Source organism: Hydrocarboniphaga sp., from assembly GCF_965279055.1.
In the GTDB taxonomy this organism is placed as follows: Bacteria; Pseudomonadota; Gammaproteobacteria; order Nevskiales; family Nevskiaceae; genus Hydrocarboniphaga.
Genome location: NZ_OZ257125.1, coordinates 4,365,908 through 4,392,363 on the forward strand (window position 1 = coordinate 4,365,908; position 26,456 = coordinate 4,392,363).

The following is a 26,456-nucleotide window of genomic DNA, read 5'->3' on the forward strand; positions in this document are numbered from 1 at the left end:
ATGGAGGACACATAACAATGAACGAGCTGGCACCACGATCGGCCGAGAAAAGTGCGGCGCAGGGTGGCACCTCCTGGCCACCGAGCTGGAACACGATGCCCCACGGCATCAGCGTCGGCCGCTATATCGATCCGGCTTTCGCCAAGCTGGAATACGACAAGCTGTGGAGCAAGGTCTGGCAGGCCGCCGCGCGCCTGGACGAGTTGCCGAAGGCCGGCGACTACACCGTGTACGACATTGGCGACCAGTCGGTGCTGCTGGTGCGCGTCGATGCCGACACGATCAAGGCCTATCACAACGTCTGCCCGCATCGCGGTACCGCGCTCGGCTCGGGCTGTGGCAGCTTCGAGCACGGCCGCATCATGTGCCCGTTCCACGGCTGGCGCTGGAATCTGAAAGGCCAGGTGCAGTTCATCCTCGAGCGCCAGGAATTCCGCAACGGCGATCTGCGTGACGAGCACGTCGCACTGAAGGAAGTGCATTCTGTGGTCTACGCCGGATTCGTGTTCATCAACCTGGACCGCAACCCGCAGCAGAGCTTCGACGATTTCATCGCGCCAGTGCGCGCGATCATCGACGGCATGGCGATCAGCGACATGCGCCACTACTGGTGGAAGTCGATCCCGGTGCCGGCCAACTGGAAAGTCGCGCAGGAGGCATTCTTCGAGGCCTTCCACGTGCCGGCGACGCACCCGCAGCTCGAGGTCAAGGGCGCCAAGGTGGTCAGCGGGCTGGCGCCCGAAACCGACTTCGTCGACTTCACCCATCGCAATGTCGTCTACGAAACCTTCGACAAGGGCCACGGCCGTTTCATCGGCGGCAAGAAGACGCCGATGCAGGGGCACATGAGCGACATGCGCGCCGACACCCTGCTGGAATCGATGGCGGCGCGACTGTCGCTGCTGGTCACCGGCATGGACGCGCAGGTGCTGCAGAAGGACGTGGACGTGCTGCTGTCACTGCGCGGCAAGGAGATTCCGGAAGGTTCCAGCCTGGGCGGCGAATACATCAAGGCGCTGTACACCCAGGCCGCGCAGCTGAAGCGGCCGATGCCGGCGCCGACGCCGGAAAATCTCGGCATGTGGGGCGGCGAGGTTTTCATCTTCCCGAACGTGATGATCCTGCCGCAGGCCGGCAACGCGATGATTTACCGCGTGCGTCCCAACGGCAACGATCCGGACAGCTGCATCTTCGAGATCATGTCGACGACGACCTATCCGCAAGGGCATCAGGTGGAGCGCGCCGAAGTCGTGCAGGTTACCGACATGTACGACCCCGAGCAGGTGCTGCTGATCCCGCGCCAGGATCTGGGCAATATCCCGCGCATGCAGAAAGGCCTGCATTCCAAGGGCATTCGACAGACCTGGCTGGCGATCAATCAGGAGAAAATGATCCTGAACATGCACCAGGAGCTGGACCGCTACCTGCTCGCCGAAAGCTGAGACGCGGTTGCTCAGAAGCTCGCGCCGAGGCTGACGCGAACCGCGCGCGGTTCCACCGGATGGAAGTGATAGTCGGCGACGCCTTCGGCCGGCTCTCCGGGCAGCCGCGACTCGTAGTAGTAGGTGATGTCGTTGTCGTCGCTGTCGAACAGGTTCAGCACCGCGAGCTGGATCTGATACTTCTGCTGCCAGCGATAACTGCCCTGCGCGTTGACCACGGTGGTGGGCCTGGAACGTGCGCTGTTGTCCTCGGCCAGCGCGGCTTCGCCGAGGCGCCGCACCCGCAGCCCGGCGCTCCAGCCGTGCGTCTCGGGAATCGTGACGCCGAACGAGATCACGTCCTCGATCGAATTCGGAATGCGGTCGCCTTCGCTGGCGGCGACATCGAGACGTCCATGCGAATACGCGTAATCCGCGTCGATCGCCAGCCATGTAAACGGCTCGTAGTAGGCCGACAGCTCGACACCGCGACGCGTACTCGGCGGACCCGCTTCGCTGTTGCCGGCGTCACCGACATAGACCAGCTCGGAATCCGATTTGAGCTGCCACAGCGTCGCGGTCAGCTTGGTGTGCGGAATCACCGCCGTGGTGACGCCGACCTCGGCACCGCGCACGCGCACCAGCGGCGTCACCCGATCGGCCGGCGTGGTGTGCGTCGCATCGGTTGGGTCGAGCGTGATCGTGGTGCCGCGCGCATCGTTGCTGTGAAAGCCTTCGCCGTAGTTCAGGTAAAGCTCGCTGCGCTTCCATGGCCCGAACACCATCGCCGCTTTCGGCGCCAGCAGATGATCGTCGGCGGTACCGGAGTTCGCCGCCAGATCGCTGTTCACGTCGAAGTCGTACCAGTCGCCGCGCACGCCGAACTCGGTGCGATACCACGGCGTCCATTGCTGGCGGCTGCTCAGATACAGGCCGACGCTGCCTTCCTTGACGTGATCCTCGCGCACGGTCGAGGTGCGCTGGCGCTGGTGCGTCAGATACAGGCCTACCGGCGAGATGTCGTCGTAGCGGCCCTGTACGCCCGCTTCGATGTCGATCGGCAGCTTCAACGGCAACAGCCAGTAGCGCTTCAGGCTGGCGCCATAGACCTTGCGATCGTCGTACTGCTCGAACTGGTCGTCCGGCTGGTCATCGCCGTCATCCGGATCGCTGAAGAAATAGGTGAAGTCCGAATACAGCTGCATCTTGTAGCTCAGCGCGTAGGCGCTCGCGCTCCAGTGGCCTAGCGCCGCCGGCTTGCGCAGCTCGGCATTGAGGCTGAAGCGGCGCACGTCACCGCCGTCGCTGCCGTCGATGAAACCGAACTCGTCGATCTGGCCGCTTTTGACCGCACGCAGCGGAATCTGGTCGGGTGCGAAGTAGTCGATGCCATAGCCCTGGAAGCCGAGCGTGAAGCCGTCGGCGTCGGTGCCCTGGTTGTAGCGCGCGATGCCCTTGTAGATCTTCGCGTCCTGCTTCAGATCGTAGGCACCGTCGTAATGCGTGGCCTCGCCGGCCAGCAGCAGCGAACCGCCGGCGAGCTGCGGCGAGGCCGCCAGCAGCGCGCTGCGATAGCCGTATTCGCCGAGCGTGGCCTTGGCCATCGTCGCCGGCACTTCGTCGACGTAGCGCAGCTTGGCCGAACCGGCGGCGCCGAAGTCGCCGACGTCGGCGTAGTAAGGACCCTTGCGATATTCCAGTGAGCCGATCAGCTCCGGAATCATGAAATTGATATCGGCGTAACCCTGGCCGTGGCCATGCGTGCGCATGTTGACCGGCAGGCCGTCGACCTCGGTGTAGAAGTCCGTGCCGTGGTCGAGATTGAAGCCGCGCAGGAAATACTGGTTGGCCTTGCCCTCGCCGCTGTGCTGCGTGACGATCAGGCCCGGCACGAATTCCAGCAGCTCGCCGCTGCGCGAAATCGGCCGCTCGGCGAGCTGGTCGGCGGTGACATAACCCTGAGTCGACGAAGTCGCGGTGCCCTCCAGCGGCGTCTCGCCATTGACCTGGATCTCGGGCAGCTCTACCACCGGCACGCCGCCGGCCAGCAGCGTCGGCGCCCAGGCGCAGCAAACCGCCATCAACCCGCCTGCCGCTCGCTTCATCGCCGTGCCCCCTGATGTCCGTGTATGAAGAAGTCTAGATTCTTCATATTAATTCCTTAAGACATTCGCCCCCGGCCAATAAGTAGATGCAGAGCCGGCACCGCCCGGCGTCTGTCAGGCGTGATCCGCGGCGTGCCATGCGCCGCAGCGCCCTTGAGGATGCCCGCTCGTACGAGACCCTCGGGCACCCCGGGTTCGAGGCCGATCGTGGGCGGCCCGGACCCGGTAAAGGCCGACGGTGAAATCGAAAGACCCATTCCGGTGTTCCTGAGGATCAGGAGCGAAAACTGAGTGCACGATTCGGCTGGTTCAGCCCGCTGCCAGCGGCAGGCGCAATAATCCAGAGCAGGCAGCCTTGGCCTGGCGGAGCTTCCGCCCCCACCCCTCGCTCATAAGGATGTGCACGATGAATCAAGCCAGCCTGGATACCGAATTGGTCAGCGACGCCCGCGATCAGCTGATCGTGGACATGCAGACGCTGACCACGCATGCGCAGGAGTTGCTTCAGGCCACCCGACTGTTGACCGAAGATGCGGTGACGCTCGCGCGCGGCAAGCTGGAAGCCAGTCTGGCCTCGGCGACCCAGCGGCTCAGCGACTTGCCCAGACAGGTGCAAGAACGCTCGCGCACTGCGGCCACCGAGCTGGAGGCACAGCTGGTCGCCCATCCCAGGGAATCGCTGGCGGCCGCCGCTTTGGCGAGCATGGCCCTGGGCTGGCTGAGCCGCGGTTCCGCGACGGGACTGATCAACAACGTGGCGCGGGCATCGGCGCTGGGTATCACGGCGCTGGCGGGATCGGTGCTGTGGTCCTACCGCGAGCGCACGAAGGCCGGCGTGGCGACCGCGCCGGCTGAAGAAGTCGGGCGCTGGGAAAGCGAAGGCGGCAGCGCCCCCAGCGCGACGGAGTGAAGCGATCGCGCCGGACGCGCGTCTCAGATCGAGCCGGTTGCCGCACCAAAATCGAGCAGCGGTCTCGGTGCCCGATCGATCTGCCCAGGTCAGGAACAGCCACAACAAAGCAAAAGGCCCCAACCGACATCGCGGCTGAGGCCTTAAGGGCTGATTTGGTGCGCTCGACTGGATTCGAACCAGTGACCCCTGCCTTCGGAGGGCAGTACTCTATCCAGCTGAGCTACGAGCGCGTGGCGCCGATTCTACAACGAGCCGGCGTTCCGGCTAGCTTGAAGTGCGCTCCGGGCGCCGATTGTTGTCGCCAATCGGCCGAAACCGCCTCCAGCGCCATTGCCTGCTTACTCATTGAATCACTTGCCCGTTATACTTCGCGCCGCTTTGGGGCCAAGCCACCTCGTAGGGGAGCCAGTTTTGGAACACCAGAATCACGACAAGGTTTTCTTCGTCAATTTCAGTGTCGTGCTCGGCATTCTTGCCGGCATCGCGATCGTGATTGCGGCCGTTGCCCGCTTGCTGATCCCGACGCCCGAAGGCCCGAACGCCGAGCAGATCGCCGCGCTCGAAAGCCGCGTCAAGCCGGTCACGCAGGTGTTCACCGACCCGGACGCGCTGCTCAAGGCCACGGCCAAGCCGGCCCGCGCCGCGATGAGCGGCGAAGAAATCGTCACCAAGGTCTGCACCGCCTGCCATGGCAGCGGCGTGCTCAACGCGCCGAAAATCGGCGACGCCGCGGTCTGGAGCGAGCGCTCCAAGAGCCAGGGCGGGCTCGACGGCCTGACCAAGAAGGCGATCTCCGGCATCAACAGCATGCCGGCGCGCGGTGGCGATCCGGATCTGAGCGACGACGAAGTCCACGCCGCCGTCGAATTCATGCTCAAAAAGAGCGGCGGCTAAGACGCCGATTCCCGAAAAGACCCGCGGAAGCGGGTTTTTTCTTGCCCGACCACCTGAATCCGCGCTGAGCCGGTCGGCATGACGTTTGCTTGACAGCTCGCACTAGGGAATTGGCCGGGCAAAAAATGAGGGAAAACCGGCCTCACTCACAGGGGTCGCCGGTCGACCGGGGTTGCGGGATCACAGACTTGTAGAAAGCTTGAAGGGCCGTCTCGGCCTTTCACGGGCGGCGCCGGCCTGTTGGGGAGTTCCTTGGCGCGCGGTTATTTCATTCCACAGGAGAGGTTTTGATATGAAGATGAAGGTTCTCGTTGCCGCCGCAGCCACGCTGGCAAGCAGCAGCGCATTCGCCGGTGCCACGGGCAACGCAGGTGTCGTCAGCGACTATCTGTTCCGCGGCGTCGAACAGTCGCTCGGCGGCGGCTCGGCTCAGGTCTACGGCGGCCTGGACTACGCGCACGAATCCGGTCTGTACATCGGCACCTGGGTGTCGAGCCTGGATAGCAGCACCTATGAGACCGACGGCTACGTGGGCTTTTCCGGCAAGGCCGGCGACCTCGGCTACGATGTCGGCTACATTTTCTACGGCTACCGCGATGCGCCGGTGCTGAACTACTCGGAAGTCTACGGCGGCCTGTCGTTCTCGGGCCTGAGCGCGAAGTTCTTCTACAGCCCGGAATTCGGCGCCACGCAGGACTCGGCCTACTACATCACCGGCAGCTACGCGCTGGCGATTTCGGAAACCCTGGCCCTGACGCCGCAGGTCGGCTATAGCGCCGGCGACGGCATCGAAACCGCTTTCGGCGGCGCGTTCAAGGACTACTTCGACTACAGCCTGACGCTGGCCAAGACGGTTGAAGGCGGCTACACCTTCAGCTTCGCCGTGATCGGCAACTCCGAAGACGACACGCTCGGCAAAGAGACCGTCGTCGTGGGTCTGAAGAAGGCGTTCGATCTGTAAGCATTGAGACGAAGGCGCAAGCGACCGGCTCACCGGCACGCGCGCCAATGTTTGTTTCATGAAAGGGCTGCTTCGGCAGCCCTTTTTTATTGCCCGCTTCAAGGTCCGCGCTCGAATTCTCGATAGCGCAAAGCCTCGGCGACATGGGCTTGCGTCAGCAGCGGCTGCTGCGCCAGATCGGCGATCGTGCGGCTGACACGCAACACGCGGTGATAGCCGCGAGCCGACAGATGAAGGCGCTGCATCGCCGCCTCGATCAGTGCGCGCGTCGCCGCATCCATCGCGCAATCGCGCTCCAGTTCGGTCGCGTTCAACAGCTGGTTCGGCTTGCCGGCGCGGCGCATCTGCAACTCGCGTGCGGCGCAGACGCGCGCGCGCACCAGGGCGCTGGACTCGGCCGCGGCGACCGGCTGCAAAAGCGCCTGGCGCTCGATGCGCGGCACGAAAATCTGCAGGTCGATGCGATCCAGCAGCGGCCCCGACACGCGGCCGCGATAACGCGCGACTTGGTCGGGCGTGCAGCGGCAGCGATTGTCGGAATCGCCGAGAAACCCGCAGGGGCAGGGGTTCATTGCGGAGATCAGCTGGAACCGGGCTGGAAAATCTTCCTGTCTGGCCGCGCGTGAAACCGTGACTTCGCCGGTCTCCAGCGGCTGACGTAGCACTTCGAGCACGCGACGATCGAACTCCGGCAGCTCATCCAGAAATAAAATGCCGAGGTGCGCCAATGTGATTTCGCCGGGACGTGGAGACGAGCCGCCGCCGACCAGCGCGACGCCGCTGGCAGTGTGATGCGGCGAGCGAAACGGGCGACGCTTCCACAGCCGCGGATCGAAGCCGCTGGCGGCGACCGAGGCGATCGCGGCGATCTGGATCGCCTCGTCCTCGCTCATCGGCGGCAACAGGCCGGGCAGACGCGCGGCGAGCATGCTTTTGCCGGAACCCGGCGGACCGATCATCAGCAGCGAATGTTGCCCAGCGGCGGCGATTTCCAGCGCGCGCCGCGCCAGCGGTTGGCCGCGCACTTCGCTCATGTCGGGTGCATCGGGGCTGGCATCGGGGGGCGCGTGGGTCGCGAAGAACTCGGGCAGTTCGCCGGCATGCAGCGCGCCGCAGAGTTCGCTCAGGTGCCTCGCGGCAATCACGCGCACGCCGGCGGCGAGCACCGCCTCCTCGGCATTGGCCAGCGGCACGATCAGCGCGTGTGCGGCGCGTTTTGCCTGCAGCGCCGCCGGCAGCGCGCCGCGCACCGCGCGCAACTCGCCGGACAGCGACAACTCGCCGAGCACTTCCAGGCCGTCGAGTTTTTCGGCGGGGATCTGCTGCGAAGCGGCGAGGATGCCGAGCGCAATGGCCAGGTCAAAACGCCCGCCCTCTTTCGGCAAATCGGCCGGTGCCAGGTTGCAGGTGATGCGGCGGTTCGGAAATTCGTAGCCGCAGGTGGTGATCGCGGCCTTGACCCTGTCCTTGGCCTCGCGAACCGCAGCCTCGGGAAGCCCGACGATCGCAAGCCCCGGCAGACCGTTGGCCAAGTGCACTTCGACGCGCACGAGATCGGCCGTCAATCCGTTCTGGGCGCGGCTGAGCACGGTGGCGAGCGACATGCGGCGAGCATGCCGCCTGCGCCGCAATCACCGCGTGGAACCAGCGCTCATTTGTGGCTCGCGATTGCCGCCTGAGCTGATCCCCGTTCGTGCCGAGTAGGCCCGCTTATGAGCCGTATCGAGGGATCCGACCGCGGTCCGTTCCCTCGATACGCCGGGCAAGCCCGGCTACTCGGGACGAACGGGGTTTGGTCGGAAATTCGGTGCGATCGGGGCGCTTCAATCTCGCCTTCGCCGACCCGCGTGGTTTTCGGCGGCGCGGCCGGCTCGCCTTCGAGCCGGGCGAGGCCGTTGTTGCCGTCATTGCCGCCTGAGCTGATCTCCGTTCGTCCCGAGCAGGCTCGCTTGCGAGCCGTATCGAGGGACCCGACCGCGGTCCGCTCCCTCGATACGCCGGGCGAGCCCGGCTACTCGGGACGAACGGGGGTCGGTTGGAAATTCGGTGCGATCGGGGCGCTCAAATCTCGCCTTCGCCGACCTGCACCGTCTTCGGCGGCAACGCCGGCTCGCCTTCGAGCTGGGCGAGGCGCTGTTCCATCTGCAGCAGCCGCTGCTGGGTGCGTGACAGCAGCTGTGCCTGGATGTCGAAGCGCTCGCGCGACACCAGGTCGAAGCGCTCCAGGTTGGCGCGCAGCACCGCGCGAAAGTTTTCTTCCAGCTCGCGGCGCAGGCCGAGCAGGCCCGGTGGCAGCACCGAGGCCAGGCGGGCGGCGACGTCTTCGATCTTCTGCGGGTCCAGCATGGGCAAACTCCGGCGCGGCAGCGGGCAAACGGCGCACAGTGTACCGACCATGCCCGATCGACGGCTGACCGTACAATGGCCGCGCCGCAGCGCCGTCACGGAACCCGCTGCCGCCGCCGCGGTCCCACCGCGGCCCGGCGAGCCGCGAACGCGGCCTGCCGGTTCGTCACGATCCTTCACCAGAAAAACTGAAACCCGAATGATGGATAGCGATTCGTTGATCGAGGCGCGCAGCCTGTCGCGCCGTTACGGCCCCAACCTCGCGGTGGGCGACTTCAATCTGACGCTGAAAAAAGGCGAAGTGCTCGGTCTGCTCGGCCCCAACGGCGCCGGCAAGTCGACCAGCATGAAAATGCTGACCGGCAACCTCGCGCCTACCAGCGGCGATGTACTGATACGCGGCATCAGCCTGCGCGAAGAGCCGCAGGCGGCCAAGCGGCATCTCGGCTATCTGCCTGAGCAGCCGCCGGTGTATCCGGAGCTGACCGTCGATGAATACTTGAGCTTCTGCGCCGGCCTGCACGGCATCGCCAAGAAGCAGCGTAGCGAGGCCGTCGCGCAGGCCAAACGCGACTGCGGCCTGACGCATATGAGCTCGCGGCTGATCGGCAACCTGTCCAAGGGTTACCAGCAGCGCGTCGGCCTGGCGCAGGCGATCGTGCATCGCCCCGACGTGATCGTGCTCGACGAGCCCACGGTCGGCCTCGATCCGATCCAGATTCGCGAAATCCGCAGCCTGATCGCTGAGCTCGGCAAGAATCACAGCGTGATTCTGAGCAGTCACATCCTGCCGGAGATCACCGCAGTCTGCGGCCGCGTGATGATCATCAACGCGGGGCGGCTGGTGTACGACGCCAGCATCGACGCGCATCTGGGCAGGCGCGGCCTGGTCGCGGCGTTCACCAATCCGCCGGCGGCCAGCGAGCTGAAATTCGCCGGCGTGCAGAAAGTCGACAACGGCCCGGCCGGACGTTTTCTGCTGGAACTCGCCGACGGCGCCGATCCGCGCAGCGAACTGGTGACGACCTCGGTGCAGCGCAACTGGGGCCTGCAGGAGCTGCGGCTGGAGACGCGCACGCTGGAGGAAATCTTCGTTGAACTGACATCGGGCGACGCCACCTTGAGGGAAGCAGCATGAGCCCGGTCTTTACCATCGCGCGCCACGAGGCGCGGCGCATTTTCGTCTCGCCGCTGGCCTGGGCGGTGCTCGCGATCACGCAGGTGATTTTCGGCTGGGTCTACATCGGCATGCTGATGCAGTACATCCAGAACTATCAGACCGCGGACCAGTACACCGGCGTCTCGGACTTCATCGGCGGCGGTCTCTACGGCACCGCGACCATCGTGCTGCTGCTGGTGATGCCGCTGATGACGATGCGGCTGTTCGCCGAGGAGCGCAAAAGCAATACGCTGACGCTGCTGTTCTCGGCGCCGGTATCGCTGACCGACATCGTGCTCGGCAAGTTCTTCGGCCTGCTGAGTTTCGTCGCCGCGCTGATCCTGCTGCTCGCGGTGATGCCGGCGGCGCTGCTGCCGGCGGTGCATCTGGATCTGGGCCGCCTCGCGGCCGGCCTGCTCGGCCTGTTCCTGATCACGATGTCCTTCGGCGCGGCCGGCATGTTCATCTCCTCGCTGACCAAGGAGCCGACGATCGCCGCGATCGGCGCGTTCGGTTTGCTGCTGCTGATCTGGCTGCTGCGCATGCCGGCGAGTTTCGACAGCGGCTTCAAGAGCGCTTTCGAATACCTGTCGCTGATCAGCCACTACCAGGATCTGATCAGCGGCCTGTTCCATGCCTCCGACGTCGTCTACTACCTGCTGTTCACTGCGCTGTTCCTGTGGCTGACCGTGCTCCGCCTCGACATGGAGCGCAACTGACATGAAAAAGAAAAACCTCTATCTGCAGCAGGCGATCAGCGGCCTGCTGTTCCTGATCGTACTGGTGATGCTGGGCTGGCTGTCGCTGCGCTACGACGCGCACTGGGACTGGACCGCGGGCAAGCGCAACACGCTCACCGAAGCCAGCCAGAAGCAGCTGCAATCGATGAAGGAGCCGCTGAAGTTCATCGCCTTCGCCTATCCGGGTGCGGACGAGCGCGCGTCGATCGAGTTCTTCGTCGACCGCTACAAGCGCGTCAAGCCGGACATCGAAGTGCAGTTCATCGATCCCTCGGCATCGCCGCAGAAGGTGCGCGACTACAACATCAGCTCCGCTGGTGAGGTGGTGCTGGAATATCAGGGCCGCCGCGAAAACCTGCGGGGTCTGTCCGAGCAGGCGATCACCACCGCGCTGCAGCGCCTGAGCTACACCGGCGAAAACTGGATCGTGTTTTTGGAAGGCCACGGCGAGCGCGACACCAACAGCCAGGGCCCGGAAGCGCTCTCGCAGTTCGCGCAGGTACTCAAGGACAAGGGCCTGAAGGTGCAGGGCCTGAACCTGGTGAAGACGCCGCAGATTCCGGACAACACCTCGGTGCTGGTCATCGCCAGCCCGCGTTCGGCGCTGCTCGAAGGCGAAATCAAGATCGTCAACGACTACGTCACCAAGGGCGGCAACCTGCTGTGGCTGGCCGATCCGGACAACGATCCGGGTCTGAAAGCCGTCGCCGACACGCTCGGCATCACCTGGCAGAACGGTTACGCGATCTTTCCGGAATACGAGGCGCTGGGCACCGGTCATCCGGGCATCTACGCGGCACTCGGCTATCCGCCCTCGGCGATCACCGATGGCCTGCAGCAGGTCACGCTGTTCCCGCTGGTGCGTTCGCTGGTCGCGAAGAAAGACGGCGGCTGGACCGCGGCGCCGCTGCTGGTGACCACCGAAACCGCGTGGCTGGAAACCGGCGCGCTCGACGGTGGCCCGGTGCAGATGGAGCCGGAAAAAGGCGACATTCCCGGCCCGCTGAACATCGGCATGAGCCTGACGCGTGATCGCCCCAATGCGACGCCGCCGGCCACGCCGGCTGCGCCCGATGCTCCGCCGCCACCGAAACCACAGCAGCGCGTGGTCGCGATCGGCGACGCCGATTTCATCTCCAATGCCTACCTCGGCCAGCTCGGCAACCAGCAGCTCGGACTCAACACGGTCCAGTGGCTGGCGGCGCGCGACGGGCAGATGAACATCGACATTCCGAAGGCGCCCGACGTCGACCTGTTCCTGCCGGACTGGGCGATCGCCGTGCTCGCCGGCGGCTTCGTCATTGCGCTGCCGCTGCTGCTGCTCGGCATCGGCATCGGCCGCTGGTTTGCGCGGCGCCGGAAATAGCCACGTTCGCAGATGAATCCGCACCATCCTCCGTTCGTCCCGAGTAGCCTGCGCTTGCGCGGGCGTATCGAGAGAGCGCACCGCCCTTGCGTTTGGATCCCTCGATACGCCGCGTTGCGGCTACTCGGGACGAACGGGGTGTCGCTGAAAACAGTGCTGAAAACAGTCGAGCCGGAAATCGCATGAAACGCCACCATCTGAACATCGCGCTGCTGGTCGTCGTCGCCGGCCTCGGCGTCGCGGTCTGGTTCGGCCAGAAGAAGGCCGAAGAAAAAAAGCCGCCGCTGACCACGCTGGACAAGAGCGCGGTCGCGAGCATCGTCATCGAGCATCCCGGCTCGCCGGCGATTCGCCTCGCCAAGCAGAACGACGTGTGGATGCTGACCGCGCCGGTGCAGGCCGAGACCGATCCTTTCGAGACCAACGCGCTGATCGGTCTGGCCGACACCGGCGTGCAGCAGACGCTGGCCGAAGGCGATCTGAAGGAACTGGGCCTGGCACCGGCGCGTTATCGCATCACCGTCAACGAGCACACCATCGATTTCGGCGGCGAAGAGCCGTTGAAATATCGGCGCTACGTGCTGGTCGACGGCAAGCAGATCGCGCTGATCGACGATCCGGGCAGCGCCGCGTTCGACGCCGATTACTCGGATCTGGTGGCGAAGAACCTGCTGCCGGCCCATGCCGACATCACGCGCATCGCCGCTCCCGGTCTGAGCATCGAGAAAACCGCCGGCGGCGTCTGGTCGTCGCCGGATCATCCGCAGGCCAGGCCCGAGCAGCTGCTCGCCGTGGTCGAGGCCTGGAAGAACGCGAAGGCGATGTTCAACGCGCGCATCGAGCCGGAAGATGCGAAAGCGCAAGCCGTCACCGTGACTTTGGCCGATGGCCGCACGCTCGGCTTCAACATCGTCAGTCGCGAGCCGCAGCTGCTGCTGTCGCGCGCCGATCTGGGCGTGCGTTACACGGTGTCGAAAGCCGACATCGACGGCCTGCTGAAAATAGCCGAGCCGGCTGCGGCCAACACGGCGCCGGCGACAACGCCGGGTGTCGACACGCCGGCCGCCGCATCGCCGAGCCCGCAATCGACAGCGACGCCGCCAGCGGAAACGCAGACGCCGTAAACGACAGCGCGCGATGCCCGAACTGCCCGAAGTCGAAACCGTAAGACGCGGCATCACGCCTTTCGTCGAGGGCCGCCGCATCCGGAGCGTGGTCGTGCGCGAATCGCGGATGCGCTGGCCAGTGCCGGCGCTGCTGAACGAGCAGGTGCAGGGCCGCACGATCGTCGGCACCAGCCGCCGAGGCAAGTATCTGCTGCTGCATCTGGACAGCGGCGATCGCCTGCTGATCCATCTGGGCATGTCCGGCCGGCTGTTCGTGCTCGATCACGGCCATCCGCTGGTCAAGCACGACCATGTCGACATCGAACTCGACGACGGCAAGCTGCTGCGCTTCCACGATCCCCGGCGCTTCGGCGCGGTGCTGCTGTGGTTGCATGACGAGCCCGCGCATCCGCTGCTGATCGGCATGGGCCCGGAGCCGTTCTCGGACGAGTTCGACGGCACCTATCTGCACCGGCTGTCGCGCGGCCGCAGCGCAGCGGTGAAGACTTTCGTCATGGACGGCCGCATCGTCGTCGGCGCCGGCAACATCTACGCGGCCGAATCGCTATTCCGCGCCGGCATTCGGCCGACGCGCGCGGCCGGCGATGTCAGCCGGCCGCGCTACGACGTACTGGCACAGAAAATTCGCGACGTGCTCAACGAGGCGATCGTGCAAGGCGGTACCACCTTGCGCGACTTCGCCGGTGCCGACGGCGCCTCGGGATATTTCCAGCAGGATCTGTACGTCTACGGCCGCGACACGCTGCCTTGCCGCCGCTGCGCGACGCCGATCAAACGCCTGGTCATTGGGCAGCGTTCCAGCTTCTTCTGCCCGAAGTGCCAGCGCTGAATCAGCGTCCGTCAGCTGGCGCATAGCGAGGGGTCGAAGCGAACGCTTTGCCATCGTCGTGAAACACGAACTCGATGCGCGCGCCCTCGTTGGTCACCGCCGAGAGCACCACGTTGCGATTGCGATCGACCTCCGCGCCGGCTTGCAGCGCGCGCTCGCGGCTGTCGGCCAGGGTGTTCGACGGTGGCAGCAACAGTGCCTGTGGCTCGCCGCCGCTGACCGCGACTTTCGCCGGACTGGTGTCGGGCAGATGCACCGCCAGCTGGCGATGCTCGCTGTACCGGCGCGCGCGCGGCGAATCACTCTCAACGACATCGGCGCTGTACCAGCCCGGGCTGTCCTGCACCGGCTTGGCGTCGGCGGCCAGACTGCGCAAATGAGCAATGCCGGCATAGCCGAGCGCGGCCAAAGCCACTGCGGCCGGAATCGCCAGATGCGAAGCGCGCAGCGGCGCGTGGGGGGCCGGGGCGCCGATGGCGCGTTGTGTGTTCATGAGCACCTCCATGTGTTCACTGAACGACGATGCCGGACGGCTTGCCTGTTGTCCGCCGCCTTTTTCGTTTGCAGATCGTTCAGGCTAGGCGTCGAGGCTGGCCTGCCGCTGAATCGCACGGCGGGCATAATTACCGCCTCTCTGCCCGACTGAACGCCCATGCCCTCGACCATCGGAACTCCGCTGTCCACGAACGCGACCCGCGTGCTGATGCTCGGCTCCGGCGAACTCGGCAAGGAAGTGGTCATCGAACTGCAGCGGCTCGGCGTGGAATGCATCGCCTGCGACCGTTACGACAACGCACCGGCGATGCAGGTGGCGCATCGCCGCCACGTGTTCAAGATGCTCGATGGCGCCGAGCTGCGGCGCATCGTCGAGCTGGAAAAGCCGCATCTGATCGTGCCGGAAATCGAGGCGATCCATACGCCGACCTTGCTCGAGCTCGAAGCCGAAGGCTGGAACGTGGTACCGACCGCGCGTGCCGCGCGGCTGACGATGGATCGCGAGGGCATCCGTCGCCTCGCCGCGGAAACGCTGGGGCTGCCGACCTCGCCGTATCGCTTCGCCGACAACGAGGCCGAGTACCGCGCCGCGGTCGCCGCACTCGGCACGCCCTGCGTGATCAAGCCGCTGATGTCCTCATCAGGCAAGGGCCAGAGCGTGGTCAAGAGCGACGCCGACATACAAAAAGCCTGGGACTACGCCCAGGCCGGCGGCCGGGCCGGCGCCGGCCGCGTGATCGTCGAAGGCTTCATCGACTTCGATTACGAAATTACCCTGCTGACCGTGCGTCACGGCGCGAACCAGGACGAGATCCAGACCTCGTTCTGCGCGCCGATCGGCCATCTGCAGATCGACGGCGATTACCGCGAAAGCTGGCAGCCGCATGCGATGTCGGCCAGGGCGCTGGAGCGCGCGCAGCAGATCGCCCGTGCGATCACCGCCGATCTCGGCGGCCGCGGCGTGTTCGGCGTCGAGCTGTTCGTCAAGGGCGACGAGGTGATTTTCTCGGAAGTTTCACCACGCCCGCACGACACCGGCCTGGTCACGCTGATCGCGCAGGATCTGTCGCAGTTCGCGCTGCATGCGCGCGCGATCCTGGGCCTGGCGATTCCGAACATTGCGCAGCGCGGCGCCGCCGCATCCTGCGCCTTGCTGATGGAAGGCGATCGCGTCGCGCCGACGTTCAGCGGCATCGCCGATGCGCTGGCCGAAGCGGACACGCAGCTGCGCCTGTTCGGCAAGCCCGAGATCGTCGGCCGGCGCCGCATGGGTGTGGCACTGGCGCTGGACAAGGACATCGAGTCGGCGCGTGCGAAAGCGCGGCGCGCGGCGGCGAAAGTCAGCGTCGGCTAGACGCCGAGCATCGACGCGAGCGCCTCGATGTCTTTCGCGTGATAGCCATTGGCGCCGTTGTCCGCCACGTCCTTCGTCCGCGTCGATCCGAATTCCAGTGGCCGTTCGATGTACGCGGTGTTCAGGCCACAGGCGCGCGCTGCATCGAGATCGCTGTGGTGCGCGGCCACCATCATCACTTGCTCCGGGCGCAGGTCGAAAATTTTCGCGACGCCGAGGTAGGTCGCGGGGTCCGGCTTGTATCGGTGAAAAACCTCGGCCGACAGGATGCAGTCCCAAGGCAGCGCGGCGTGCTTGGCCATGTTGCTGAGCAGGCCGAGGTTGCCGTTGGACAAGGTGCAGATCGTGAATTTTGTCTTCAGCCGCGTCAGGCCCTGCACCGCATCGGGCCACGGCGCCAGGCGATGCCAGGCCTTGTTGAGATGGCGGATCTGCGCTTCGCCGAGCGTGGTGACGCCAAACCGCCGCAGCACCTCGTCGAGAATCATCCGGTGCAGATCGTCGATCAGGGTCCAGCCGAGCGTGCCGGCGTTGACCTTGTCCATCGCCGGCTGATAGCCGTCGCGCCAGGCCAGCGCGAAGGCATTGGCGTCGACCTGCGGTAACAGCTGCGCTACCTCGGCCCTGATCGACGCATGCCAGTCGACGACGGTGCCGAAGACGTCGAAGGCGAGTACGCGGATGTCACTCATCGGCGCGCCGGCCGCATCTGGCTAGTGCACCGGCGCGCGCGGCGGCGCAGCCGGCATGATGTCTTCTTCGCTGAGCTTGACCGGTACCACGATCATCTCGCGGCTGGCCTCGTGCAGATGGCGCTGCACCGCCAGCGGCAGCTGGTTGTGCAGCAGCGAGGTGAACAGGTTTTCGTCGCGGAACACGATGCGGCTGGCAAAGCAGACGCTGTCGGGATAGTCCTCGAACACCTTGTCGACCAGCTGGGTCAGCTCGCTCTGCGGATCGGCACCGTAGGATTCGTAACTGGTCGCGGCGATATCCTGGCTGGCGCAGTAGCCGATGAAATAGGCCAGCGAATTCTGCAGGCGCGCCTGCAACGCGGCGAGGCTGCGCTCGCTGTCGAAGGCGTCGCGATCGACTTCGCCGACGGCGACGAACACGAAGTTGCGGAACTTGCCCGGGAACTTGTCCAGCACCCATTCCAGCGTGCGATAGCCGGCACCGCGATTGGCGCCGACCAGGATGATCGCGGTGCAGCCTTTGGGATCCAGCGGCGGCGACTGCAGCTCTTCCAGCCAGCTCACGCGCGGCGCGTACTGGTCGATGCGTGTCATCAGCCGGCGCACGTCGTCGTAATGGCGGCGCACCATGATGCATAGCGCCGCGACCGCGCCGGTGATCAGCAGCGTGACCCAGCCGCCGAGCAGGAACTTCTCGACGATGATCACGGTGAGCATGAACGCGGTCACGGCCAGGCCCATCAGCGACAGCAGCAGCGGGCCTTTCCACTTGAGGATGTAGCGGCGCTGCTGCCACCAGTGCCGCGACAGGCCGAACAGCGTCAGCGTAAACGTGATGAACACGTTGATGCTGTACAGCACCACCAGCAGCGACACGCGGCCGCGCGTCGACAGCACGATGACCAGCGCGGCGATGCCCATCAGCAGCACGCCGTTCTGCGTGACCATGCGATTGGACAACTGGCGAAACTGGCGCGGCACCCAGCGATCCGACGCCATGCTCGCCAGCACGGCCGGGCCGCCGAGAAAGCCGGTGTTGGCGGCGACCATCAGCAGCCCCGCTTCCAGCAGCAGCACGGTACCCAGGGCGATGTTCGACACCTGGCCGGCGCCGAAGACGCTTTCGATGACATCGCGAAAGGTGACGGCATTGAGCGTCTGCCCCGGGGTCGGCGTCGCGTCCCACAGCAGGTACAGCATGATGATGCCGCCGGCCATCAGCGCCAGCGACACCGCCATGTAGAACATCGTGTAGTGGCCGGTTTTGACGCGCGGTTCGGCCAGCATGTTGATGTTGTTCGACACCGCCTCGATGCCGGTATAGGTGCCGCCACCGATCGAGTAGGCGCGCAGGAACAGCGCGATCACGAACAGGATGCCGCTTTCCTTGCTGATCTTTTCCGCCTCGGCGACGCTGTTCGGCCACAGCGTGCCGATCGCGCTCGCATGCGCGCCGATGCCGTAGACGATCAGCGCGACATGGGTGACGACAAAGCCGAGGAAGATCGGCGCCAGCACGCGGATCGATTCCTTCATGCCGCGCAGGTTGAGCACCAGCAGGCCGACCACCAGCAGCGCCTCGGTCGCCAGCTTCCAGCCGTGGAGACCTTGCGGCAGCAGGCTGAACAGCGCATCCGCGCCGCTGGCCACCGAAATCGCGATGGTCAGCACGTAGTCGACGATCAGCGCCGAGCCGCTGATCAGGCCGGCTTTCGGCCCGATCAGCTTGGTCGCGGCCTTGTAGCCGCCGCCGCCGGAGGGGAACAGGTCGATGACCTGGTTGTAGCTGGCGGCGATGACGAATACCGTCACTGCGGTCGCCAGCGCCAGGAACAGCGCGATGCTGGTGTGCTCGCCCAGCGCCAGGAACGCTTCTTCCGGGCCATAACACGACGAAGACAGGCCGTCGGCGCCCAGGCCGATCCAGGCCAGGATCGCGACCAGCGCGATGTTGTGCCGGACCTTGGGGTCGAAGGGGTCGAGTTTCTCGCCGACCAGAACCCGGCGCGCCTTGTTCAGCATGCTCATTTCAGGATGCTCATGGCTGAAACGTCATCGCTGGCAGCTCGGGGCGGGCGGAAAACCGACATTCTAGTCGGGAACGCGCGTCCGTGATGGCATGACAGATGCGGTGTCAAGCGGCTGCGCGTATACTCCGCGGCCATTTTGGCCATCCCTGGGCTATTTGCCGTCCTGGCCAAGACCAGGCCATCCATGGCCTGGACAGTCAACACGGGGCAGCGTCGCTGCCCCGTACTTAAAACTTTGCATTCTTCTCAAGTGTTTTAGCCGGTGTCCTTCTCGTGATTCAGAATCTCCGCAACATCGCCATCATCGCCCACGTCGACCACGGCAAAACCACTCTCGTCGACAAGCTGCTGCGCCAGTCCCAGACCCTCGACGCCCGTGAGAACCTCGGCGACCGCGTGATGGACTCCAACGACCTGGAGCGCGAGCGCGGCATCACCATCCTGTCGAAGAACACCGCGATCCGCTGGCTCGACAAGCGCACCGACACCCAGTACCGCATCAATATCGTCGACACCCCCGGCCACGCCGACTTCGGCGGCGAAGTCGAGCGCGTGCTGAGCATGGTCGACTGCGTCTGCCTGCTGGTCGACGCCCAGGACGGCCCCATGCCGCAGACGCGCTTCGTCACGCAGAAGGCGTTCGCGATGGGCCTGAACCCGATCGTCGTCATCAACAAGGTCGACCGTCCCGGCGCGCGTCCGGACTGGGTCGTCGACCAGGTGTTCGACCTGTTCGACAAGCTCGGCGCCAACGACACCCAGCTCGATTTCCCCATCGTCTACGCCTCGGCGCTGCACGGCTACGCCGGCATGAGCTCCGACGTGCGCGAAGGCAACATGGACCCGCTGTACCAGACCATCGTCGACAAGGTCGTGCCGCCGGCGGTGGATCCGGACGGCCCGTTCCAGATGCAGGTCATCTCGCTGGCCTATTCCTCTTATGTCGGCGTGATCGGCACCGGCCGCATCTCGCGCGGCAAGATCAAGGCGAACTCGCCGGTCTCGGTGGTCAACCGTGACGGCAAGGTGCGCATGGGCCGCGTGCTGCAGGTGCTGGGCTTCATGGGCCTGGACAAGATCGAAGTGCCCGAGGCCGAGGCCGGCGACATCGTCGCGCTGACCGGCATCGAAGAACTCGGCATCTCCGAGACGATTTGCGATCCGAAGGTGCCGGAACAGCTGCCGACGCTGCAGGTCGACGAGCCGACCATGAGCATGGTGTTCGAGGTCAACAAGTCGCCGTTCGCGGGCAAGGAAGGCAAGTTCGTCACCAGCCGCCAGATCGGCGACCGCCTGCAGCGCGAGCTGCGCACCAACGTCGCGCTGCGCGTCGAGCCGGGCGAAGCGCCCGACCAGTTCCGCGTCTCCGGCCGCGGCCTGCTGCACCTGGGCATCCTGCTCGAGAACATGCGTCGCGAAGGCTACGAAATCGCGGTGTCGCGTCCGCAGGTCATCCTCAAGGAAATCGACGGCGTGGTCTGCGAGCCCTACGAATCGCTGATCGCCGACGTCGAGGAAGCCAACCAGGGCGGCGCGATCACCGGCCTCGCCGGCCGCGGCGGCAAGATGCTCGACATGGTCATGGACGGCAAGGGCCGCGTCCGCCTCAGCTACATGATCCCGTCGCGCGGCCTGATCGGCTTCCAGACCGAGTTCATGTCGATGACCTCGGGCACCGGTCTGCTGTTCCACAACTTCGACCATTTCGGCCCGCAGGCCGACAACGCCGACATCGGCCAGCGCCACAACGGCGTGCTGATCAGCAACGAAACCGGCAAGACCGCGCCGTACGCGCTGTTCAACCTGCAGGAGCGCGGCCGCATGATGGTAGACCCGGCGGTCGAGGTGTACGAAGGCCAGATCGTCGGCATCCACTCGCGCGACAACGACCTCGTCGTCAACGTGCTCAAGGGCAAGAAGCTGACGAACATGCGCGCCTCGGGTTCGGACGAAGCGGTGCTGCTGACGCCGCCGGTCAAGCATTCGCTGGAGCAGGCGCTGGAGTTCATCAACGAGGACGAACTCGTCGAGCTGACGCCGACCTCGATCCGCGTGCGCAAGAAGTTCCTGAAGGAACACGAGCGCAAGCGTTCGGGCTGAAGCGCATCACGCTGTCTCCAAGTAAGGCCGGGGAAAATGCCCGGCCTTACTTGCATTTGCGACAGCGTTCCCCCTAAATATCGCGCGTACATGTAACGTCAGTCAGGGATGACGACGTCCTATCGGGCGCTTTAGGGGGATCACAATGTTTTACAAGTTCAAGGCCGCCACTCGTGCGGCCATTATCGTGTGTGCGGCATCTGCCGCCTTCGCCTCGCCAGCCGAGGCTGCCGGTCAGCCCGGCTGGTATTTCGGTGTCGAGGGCTTCGGCACTCATCCCGACTCCGCTACTGCCAGTGCGCCCGGCGTCCCCGGCAGCAATGGCATCCCGGGCACGCCCGGCTCCGACGGCACCACCTGCCTGTTGCCGCTGGACCTGCTCGGTGTCGGCGTCGGCCTCGGCGGCTTCTGCGTGCTCGGCCCGAACGTGCCGGCGACCGATCCGACCGACCCGACGCCGGCGATTCCCGGCGTCCCGGCGCAGCGCTTCACCTACGACTTCAAGTGGGGCTTCGGCGGAGGCCTGACCTTCGGCTACGCGTTCGAAGGCGGCTTCCGGCCGGAACTGAACATCAATTACAGCCAGGCCGATGTCGACACGATCCGTCTGCAGGAAGGCTTCGGCAATGCCGACGGCACACCGGCTGATTCCTCGCCGCAAGATTACGACGGCAAGGTCAAGGCGCTGCGGATGATGGCCAACGCCTGGTACGACCTCGACCTCGGCATCGTGCAGCCCTACTTCGGCGGCGGTCTGGGCTTCCAGCAGACCGACACCGACGTACCGCAGCTGATCGACGGCAAGGACACCACCTTCGGCTTCCAGATCGGCGGCGGCCTCGGCCTGCTGCTGACCGATTACCTGACGCTGTCGCTGGACTATCGCTATGTCGATGCCGACCAGCCCAAGTACCGCAGCGCGCTGGGCCAGTCGCTGAAAAGCGAATACCAGTCGCAGAACGTCGGCCTGTCGCTGCGCTACGCGCTCGGCACCGGCGGCTCGGACGCGGACGGCGACGGCGTGCCGGATCGCCTCGACAAGTGCCCGAACACGCCGCCCGGCGTGACCGTGTACTCCGACGGCTGCCCGACCGACCTGGATCGCGACGGCGTCCCGGACTATCTCGACAAGTGCCCGGGTACGCCGGCCGGCGTGGCGGTCAATGCCGACGGTTGCCCGATCGATTCCGACGGCGACGGCGTGGCGGACAATCTCGACCAGTGCCCCGGCACTCCGCCGAACACCCCGGTCGGCCCGAACGGCTGCCCGATGGACTCCGACGGTGACGGCGTACCGGATTACCTGGACCGCTGCCCGAACACCCAGCGCGGCATCAAGGTCGACGCCAATGGTTGCGACTTCCGCGATTCCGACGGCGACGGCGTGCCGGACGATCTGGACAAATGCCCGAACTCGCCGCGCGGCCAGCAGGTCGGCCCCGACGGCTGCCCGCTGGACAGCGACGGCGACGGCATTCCGGATTCCGAGGACGCCTGCCCGAACACGCCGCCGGGCCTGAAGGTGCTGCCGGACGGCTGCGCGCCGGTCGGCGACTGCCGCAAGCCGCGTCCGGGCGAAGCGGTCGACGCCCGCGGTTGCGCACTCGACAAGCGCTTCGTGCTGCGCGGCGTCAAGTTCGAGTTCGACTCCGACCGCCTGACCGCGCCGGCCAAGCTGATCCTCAACGACGTGGCGTCGACCTTGTCGGCCTACCCCGAGATCAAGCTCGACGTCGAAGGCCATACCGACAGCCTGGGCACGGATTCGTACAACCTCGGTCTGTCCGAGCGCCGTGCGAACTCGGTGATCCGCTACCTGGATACGCAGGGCGTCAAGACCCAGCGTCTGAAGGCAGTGGGCTATGGCGAGTCGGTGCCGATCGACACCAACGACACCGAGGCCGGCCGCGATAACAATCGCCGCGTCGAATTCAAGGTGACTGAGTAGTCGTCTAAAGACGGTTCAAGCAAAGCGGCAGAATGCGGGCGATCCTGCATTCTGCCGTTAAGCTCGGTTCAGATCGTGTTCATTGCAAGACGCTAATTTAGTAGCTGCAGGATTGCACTACTCTCGGAGCGCTTCGATGAAACACAAATGGCTTGCCGCAGCTGCCTTGATGGTCGCTGGTATGGGTGTCGCGAATGCGCGCACCGATGTATCGATCGGGATCGGCGTGCCGCTTCCGGGCGTGGCTGTTTACGGTGGCGGCTACTACGCGCCCCCGCCGCCTCCGGTTTACTACCCGGCTCCGGTTTATCGCGAACGCGTCTATTACCCGGCCCCGGTCTACTACGCGCCGCGTCCGGTCTATTACGGCCCGCGCTACTACGGCCCGCCGCGCGGTCGCGACGTGCATTACGAGCGTGACGTGCACTACCACGGTGGTCACGGTGGCTACGACCGCCGCGTTGAATACGATCGCTACGATCGTCGTCACTAAGCGTTTCAGCAGGACAGAGAAGCCGGCTCCCATGGCCGGCTTTTTTGTGCCTGACATTCGACCCGTCCACATCGGGCGCCCACAAAAAAGCCGGCTTTCGCCGGCTTTTTGCTGCGAAGCAAAGCGATCAGGCCATCGCCTGCACGCTGAGCAGGCGCACGCGGCGCTGCTGGTGGCGCAGCGCTTCTTCCAGATGCTGCACGCGGCGACGGACTTCGCTGGTTTCCCAGTGCTCCGACAGCTGCTGCTTGGCGTGCTCGAACTTCTCCTGCTGCAGACGCGCCCATTCCGACATCGTCGCCGAGAAGGTCTGCAGCTCGTGCTCGAGCAGCAGCTGCAGATGCGCGAAGCGGCCGCCGGCCTCGGCCTTGGCCAGGCGCTCCTTGGCCCGCTCGAACTGACGCTGCAGCTTGGCGCGCTGGATCTGGAACTCCGGCGTGCGGCGCAGGCCGCTGGCCAGGCCGACCCAGGAGCAGGCGGCGATCAGCCACTTGGTCGGATCCCACTGGTACCAGCGCACGCCGTTGCGGTAATCCCACTGAAACAGGTGATGGAAGTTGTGATAACCCTCACCGTAGGTCAGCAACGCGAGAAAATCGTTGTCGCGCGCAGTGTTTTCGTTGGTGTAAGGCTGGCGGCCCCAGTAATGGGCCAGCGAGTTGATGAAGAACGTGAAGTGATGGTTGACCACCAGGCGCAACAGGCCGGCCAGCACCACGGTGCCCCAGAGGTCGCCGCTGGCCCAGCCGACCAGTGCCGGCAGTGCGATGTTCATCGCCAGCGCGATCGCCAGGTAATGCTTGTGCTGCCAGCGCACGATCGGGTCGTTGTTCAGATCGCGGCCGATCTTGTCGTCGAACTGGTGGCAGGGCTCGTCACGCAGCATCCAGCCCATGTGCGAATACCACAGGCCACGACGGGCGGAGTACGGATCGTGATCGACGTCGTCGACTTCGCGGTGATGCACGCGGTGCATCGAGCACCACACCAGGATGCTGTTCTGCAGCGCCTGCGCGCCGAACAGGGCGTAGAACAGGCGCAGGCTCCAATGAGCCTGGTAAGAACGGTGCGAATACAGGCGGTGGTAGCCGGCGGTGATCGACAGGCCGCTGGCATACAGGAACAGCGCGAACCAGACCCAGGCGGCGCCGCTGAAATCGTGATTCCAGACATACCAGGGGGCCACCGTCACGGCCAGCGTCGTAGTGACGCCGAACAGGATGATCGCGGGCCAGTTGTAGGACCGCTGGTGGGCAGCGGCCGGCGGGCTGGAGGAATCGACTACGGGAGACGAAGACATGGAGGAATGAAGCCCTCGATAAGCACCGGCAATACGGCCGGAACGCAACCATTCTAACAGCGCTTTTACCGCACTCTTGTGACAAAAAATAATCAATAAACAAGGAAATGCGACCGCTTGGCGGGTCCATGCGACCGGTGGCAGTATGGCCCTGCCGTGGCGCGGCTCAGGCGGGGTTCATCCGCCGCCGTTCAGCATCGAAAACAGGTGTCCAGAAGGCGGACGCAACAAGTCTCAGGACGAGACCGGGCTTCGACAGCAGTCTGACGAAGCTTTCACAGGGAGTCGTGAATGTCGCAAGCGTCGCTGGGTGGTAAGTCCTTGGCTTTGGGCCGCCGCAAGGCCGTGGGCTCGGACCGGGCCAGGCAAGACGCCGCGGCATCGCGCGACCATCGCATCGAGCTGACGCGGCTGTCGACCCGGTTGCTGTTCGCCAGCTCGGCGCTGTTCTCGCTGGCCGCGGCCCTGATGGTGGCGACGCTGGTCAGCCCGGCCGCCGACAGCGGCCTATACCTGAGCCTGATCGTCATCCTGGCGTCGAGCATCGGCGGCGGCGTGTCGCAGCGAGCCGCCGCGGGCATCGCCGAGACCGGCGCTGCGATCGCGATCGCCGGCGTCGGTTTCGGCATCCTCGCGCTCTCCAGCCTGTGGTTTGCCAGCAGCACGCCGTTTTCCTCGTACTTTCTGGTGATTTTCATATTCGGCGCACTGGCACTGAGCGGCGTGCGCTCGGAACATCTGCTCCCTCTGGCGCTGGGGCTGCTGGCAATCGACTCCGGGCTCGCCTACCTGCGTCACGGCTGGACTCTGCCCGCCCACCTGAGCCTGCTCGGCGACGCGACCGCGGCACTGGTCGGCAGCGCGACCTCACTGCGTCTGCAGAGCCTGCATCGCCACGACTGGGGGCGGACGCGCGAAGCGCTGGAAGACCCGCTGACCGGCCTGAGCAACCGCCGCGCGTTCCAGCGCGCCGGCGAACAGTTGCTGGCGCATGCGCGACGCGAGCAGCGGCCGGTGACCCTGGCGCTGATCGATGTCGACCGATTCAAGAAGGTCAACGACGAGCACGGTCACGCCGCAGGTGACGCGGCGCTGCGCTCGGTCGCCGACAGCCTCAAGCGCTTTGCGCGGCGTCCGCTGGACTGCGTGGTGCGCCTGGGCGGCGACGAGTTCGCGGTGCTCTGGTACGACCTGGGGCCGGCCGAGGCGCGCAAGCGCTGCGCCGCGCTGGTGAAGGCAATCGAAGCCAAGACGCTGGGCCCACAAGCAGCGCATCCGAGCATCAGCCTCGGTGCCTGCACCGGACGCAGCGCGACCCTGGAACTGGCCGACCTGCAGCGACGCGCCGACCTAGCGCTTTACCAAGTCAAGCATGCGGGAGGCAACGCGGCGCATGTGGTGACCGCGGTCGGTTCCAGGCGCCGCCCCGCCAACCGCGGCGGCCACCCGCACACGCGCTCAGCGGCGTGATCCGCCGCGCAGGCCGGGATGGCTGTGCCTGCGGATCAATGATCCAACTCAGGCGGCGACGCGCACCGGCGAGCTCAGCGGGTTGGGCGCCATGATGCCGCTTTCGATCATGTCCATCGCGCTGTCGATGACCTCGTCCGGCGGCATGCGGCCGGTCCACAGGCAGTAGCGCAGCGCCAGGAACTGGCCGATGCCGAGGATCGCCCAGGCGCGCGTGTCGGCGTCGCCCTGCTTGAAATTGCCGCTCTCGGCACCCTCGATCAGGCTTTGCGCATAGCTGCGCGCCAGCCGCTCGTGATATTCGCGGAACACGGTTTCGTCGACGAACTGCGATTCCTGCACGATGCGGTAGCGGCCCGGATAGTCCAGCGTGTAGCGCAGCAGCGCCACCAGGCCCTCGCGCTCGCCGGCGCGCCGCGTCGGTGCGGCGGCACCCGCCTTGGCGGCGAACGTGCGCAGCGCGCGGCCGATTTCGCGCACAAGCGTGATGAAGATTTCTTCCTTGCTGTGGAAGTACAGATAGAACGTACCCTGGCCGACGTCGGCACGGGTGGTGATCGAGCTGACCGAGGCAGCATGGAAGCCGCGGGCTCCAAACTCCACTTCGGCGGCGGCAAGCAGCTTGCGCCGTGTGGCTTCGCCGCGGGCGGTCGCGGGGACGAGGGCCTTGAGCATCAACGGAGTCAGCGGCTGGTTCATGACGGTGGGCA

General features: G+C 65.5%; 22 protein-coding genes and 1 tRNA gene. 14 read left to right on the top strand and 9 right to left on the bottom strand.

Annotation, left to right across the window (positions count from 1 at the left end; translation table 11 throughout):
- Positions 1–17: 17 nt before the first annotated feature.
- Positions 18–1,442, top strand: coding sequence for an aromatic ring-hydroxylating oxygenase subunit alpha (locus tag ACQZF9_RS19660; protein ID WP_428310664.1), 1,425 nt, complete (start codon positions 18–20; stop codon positions 1,440–1,442).
- A gap of 11 nt (positions 1,443–1,453) precedes the next feature.
- Here ACQZF9_RS19660 and ACQZF9_RS19665 read toward each other — a convergent pair whose 3' ends face one another.
- A complete protein-coding gene (locus tag ACQZF9_RS19665; protein ID WP_428310665.1) occupies positions 1,454–3,526 on the bottom strand; it encodes a TonB-dependent receptor in 2,073 nt (690 codons plus the stop codon).
- 406 nt (positions 3,527–3,932) lie between these two features.
- On the opposite strand from ACQZF9_RS19665, the gene ACQZF9_RS19670 reads away from it, so the two are divergent.
- Complete coding sequence (locus tag ACQZF9_RS19670) at positions 3,933–4,436, top strand: hypothetical protein (RefSeq protein WP_428310666.1); 504 nt, start codon at positions 3,933–3,935, stop codon at positions 4,434–4,436.
- Positions 4,437–4,592: 156 nt separating this feature from the next.
- Here ACQZF9_RS19670 and ACQZF9_RS19675 read toward each other — a convergent pair.
- Positions 4,593–4,669: transfer RNA gene (locus ACQZF9_RS19675), tRNA-Arg, on the bottom strand.
- Positions 4,670–4,850: 181 nt separating this feature from the next.
- On the opposite strand from ACQZF9_RS19675, the gene ACQZF9_RS19680 reads away from it, so the two are divergent.
- Positions 4,851–5,333, top strand: coding sequence for a c-type cytochrome (locus ACQZF9_RS19680; RefSeq protein ID WP_428310667.1), 483 nt, complete (start codon positions 4,851–4,853; stop codon positions 5,331–5,333).
- Between the two features lie 292 nt (positions 5,334–5,625).
- Complete coding sequence (locus ACQZF9_RS19685; protein ID WP_428310668.1) at positions 5,626–6,294, top strand: TorF family putative porin; 669 nt, start codon at positions 5,626–5,628, stop codon at positions 6,292–6,294.
- Between the two features lie 98 nt (positions 6,295–6,392).
- Here the strand turns inward: ACQZF9_RS19685 and ACQZF9_RS19690 are convergent, their stop codons facing one another.
- Both ACQZF9_RS19690 and ACQZF9_RS19695 read right to left on the bottom strand, forming a co-directional pair.
- Positions 6,393–7,898 carry a YifB family Mg chelatase-like AAA ATPase gene (locus tag ACQZF9_RS19690; protein ID WP_428310669.1) on the bottom strand — a complete coding sequence of 502 codons (1,506 nt, stop codon included), beginning with the start codon at positions 7,896–7,898 and terminating at the stop codon, positions 6,393–6,395.
- A 457-nt stretch (positions 7,899–8,355) separates the two neighbouring features.
- Positions 8,356–8,640 (bottom strand): accessory factor UbiK family protein, encoded by a 285-nt coding sequence (locus ACQZF9_RS19695; RefSeq protein WP_428310670.1) that lies wholly within the window; start codon positions 8,638–8,640, stop codon positions 8,356–8,358.
- Between the two features lie 202 nt (positions 8,641–8,842).
- On the opposite strand from ACQZF9_RS19695, the gene ACQZF9_RS19700 reads away from it, so the two are divergent.
- The 5 genes from ACQZF9_RS19700 to mutM all read left to right on the top strand — a co-directional run bounded on the left by ACQZF9_RS19700 (position 8,843) and on the right by mutM (position 13,861).
- On the top strand, positions 8,843–9,778 hold the full coding sequence (locus tag ACQZF9_RS19700) for an ABC transporter ATP-binding protein (protein ID WP_428313460.1): 936 nt from the start codon (positions 8,843–8,845) through the stop codon (positions 9,776–9,778).
- Positions 9,775–10,518: an ABC transporter permease gene (locus ACQZF9_RS19705; RefSeq protein WP_428310671.1), complete on the top strand. Its 744-nt coding sequence runs from the start codon at positions 9,775–9,777 to the stop codon at positions 10,516–10,518. The genes ACQZF9_RS19700 and ACQZF9_RS19705 overlap by 4 nt, the downstream gene beginning before the upstream one ends.
- Position 10,519: 1 nt before the next feature.
- Positions 10,520–11,905: a GldG family protein gene (locus tag ACQZF9_RS19710; protein ID WP_428310672.1), complete on the top strand. Its 1,386-nt coding sequence runs from the start codon at positions 10,520–10,522 to the stop codon at positions 11,903–11,905.
- A gap of 182 nt (positions 11,906–12,087) precedes the next feature.
- Positions 12,088–13,029 carry a DUF4340 domain-containing protein gene (locus ACQZF9_RS19715; RefSeq protein ID WP_428310673.1) on the top strand — a complete coding sequence of 314 codons (942 nt, stop codon included), beginning with the start codon at positions 12,088–12,090 and terminating at the stop codon, positions 13,027–13,029.
- 13 nt (positions 13,030–13,042) lie between these two features.
- Entirely contained in the window at positions 13,043–13,861 is an 819-nt protein-coding gene (gene mutM / locus ACQZF9_RS19720; RefSeq protein ID WP_428310674.1) for a bifunctional DNA-formamidopyrimidine glycosylase/DNA-(apurinic or apyrimidinic site) lyase, read from the top strand.
- A gap of 1 nt (position 13,862) precedes the next feature.
- On the opposite strand, the gene ACQZF9_RS19725 is transcribed toward mutM, so the two are convergent.
- A complete protein-coding gene (locus ACQZF9_RS19725; RefSeq protein ID WP_428310675.1) occupies positions 13,863–14,354 on the bottom strand; it encodes a hypothetical protein in 492 nt (163 codons plus the stop codon).
- A gap of 159 nt (positions 14,355–14,513) precedes the next feature.
- On the opposite strand from ACQZF9_RS19725, the gene purT reads away from it, so the two are divergent.
- Complete coding sequence (purT, locus tag ACQZF9_RS19730) at positions 14,514–15,710, top strand: formate-dependent phosphoribosylglycinamide formyltransferase (protein WP_428310676.1); 1,197 nt, start codon at positions 14,514–14,516, stop codon at positions 15,708–15,710.
- Here the strand turns inward: purT and ACQZF9_RS19735 are convergent.
- Together ACQZF9_RS19735 and ACQZF9_RS19740 are read right to left on the bottom strand one after the other, a co-directional pair.
- Positions 15,707–16,402 (bottom strand): haloacid dehalogenase type II, encoded by a 696-nt coding sequence (locus ACQZF9_RS19735; protein WP_428310677.1) that lies wholly within the window; start codon positions 16,400–16,402, stop codon positions 15,707–15,709. The two genes, purT and ACQZF9_RS19735, sit on opposite strands and share 4 nt — an antisense overlap.
- 21 nt (positions 16,403–16,423) lie before the next feature.
- Positions 16,424–18,433 carry an APC family permease gene (locus tag ACQZF9_RS19740; protein ID WP_428310678.1) on the bottom strand — a complete coding sequence of 670 codons (2,010 nt, stop codon included), beginning with the start codon at positions 18,431–18,433 and terminating at the stop codon, positions 16,424–16,426.
- A gap of 275 nt (positions 18,434–18,708) precedes the next feature.
- On the opposite strand from ACQZF9_RS19740, the gene typA reads away from it, so the two are divergent.
- The 3 genes from typA (at position 18,709) to ACQZF9_RS19755 (ending at position 22,976) form a co-directional block, all read left to right on the top strand.
- The gene (gene typA / locus ACQZF9_RS19745; RefSeq protein ID WP_428310679.1) at positions 18,709–20,535 is read left to right on the top strand and encodes a translational GTPase TypA; all 1,827 of its coding nucleotides are present in this window, start codon (positions 18,709–18,711) and stop codon (positions 20,533–20,535) included.
- A gap of 145 nt (positions 20,536–20,680) precedes the next feature.
- Positions 20,681–22,483 carry a thrombospondin type 3 repeat-containing protein gene (locus ACQZF9_RS19750; RefSeq protein ID WP_428310680.1) on the top strand — a complete coding sequence of 601 codons (1,803 nt, stop codon included), beginning with the start codon at positions 20,681–20,683 and terminating at the stop codon, positions 22,481–22,483.
- A gap of 136 nt (positions 22,484–22,619) precedes the next feature.
- A complete protein-coding gene (locus ACQZF9_RS19755; RefSeq protein WP_428310681.1) occupies positions 22,620–22,976 on the top strand; it encodes a hypothetical protein in 357 nt (118 codons plus the stop codon).
- 127 nt (positions 22,977–23,103) lie between these two features.
- On the opposite strand, the gene ACQZF9_RS19760 is transcribed toward ACQZF9_RS19755, so the two are convergent.
- Positions 23,104–24,276, bottom strand: a complete 1,173-nt coding sequence (locus ACQZF9_RS19760) for an acyl-CoA desaturase (RefSeq protein WP_428310682.1) — start codon at positions 24,274–24,276, stop codon at positions 23,104–23,106.
- A gap of 291 nt (positions 24,277–24,567) precedes the next feature.
- On the opposite strand from ACQZF9_RS19760, the gene ACQZF9_RS19765 reads away from it, so the two are divergent.
- The gene (locus ACQZF9_RS19765; protein ID WP_428310683.1) at positions 24,568–25,746 is read left to right on the top strand and encodes a diguanylate cyclase domain-containing protein; all 1,179 of its coding nucleotides are present in this window, start codon (positions 24,568–24,570) and stop codon (positions 25,744–25,746) included.
- Positions 25,747–25,794: 48 nt separating this feature from the next.
- Here the strand turns inward: ACQZF9_RS19765 and ACQZF9_RS19770 are convergent, their stop codons facing one another.
- Positions 25,795–26,445, bottom strand: a complete 651-nt coding sequence (locus ACQZF9_RS19770; protein WP_428310684.1) for a TetR/AcrR family transcriptional regulator — start codon at positions 26,443–26,445, stop codon at positions 25,795–25,797.
- Positions 26,446–26,456 lie beyond the last annotated feature (11 nt).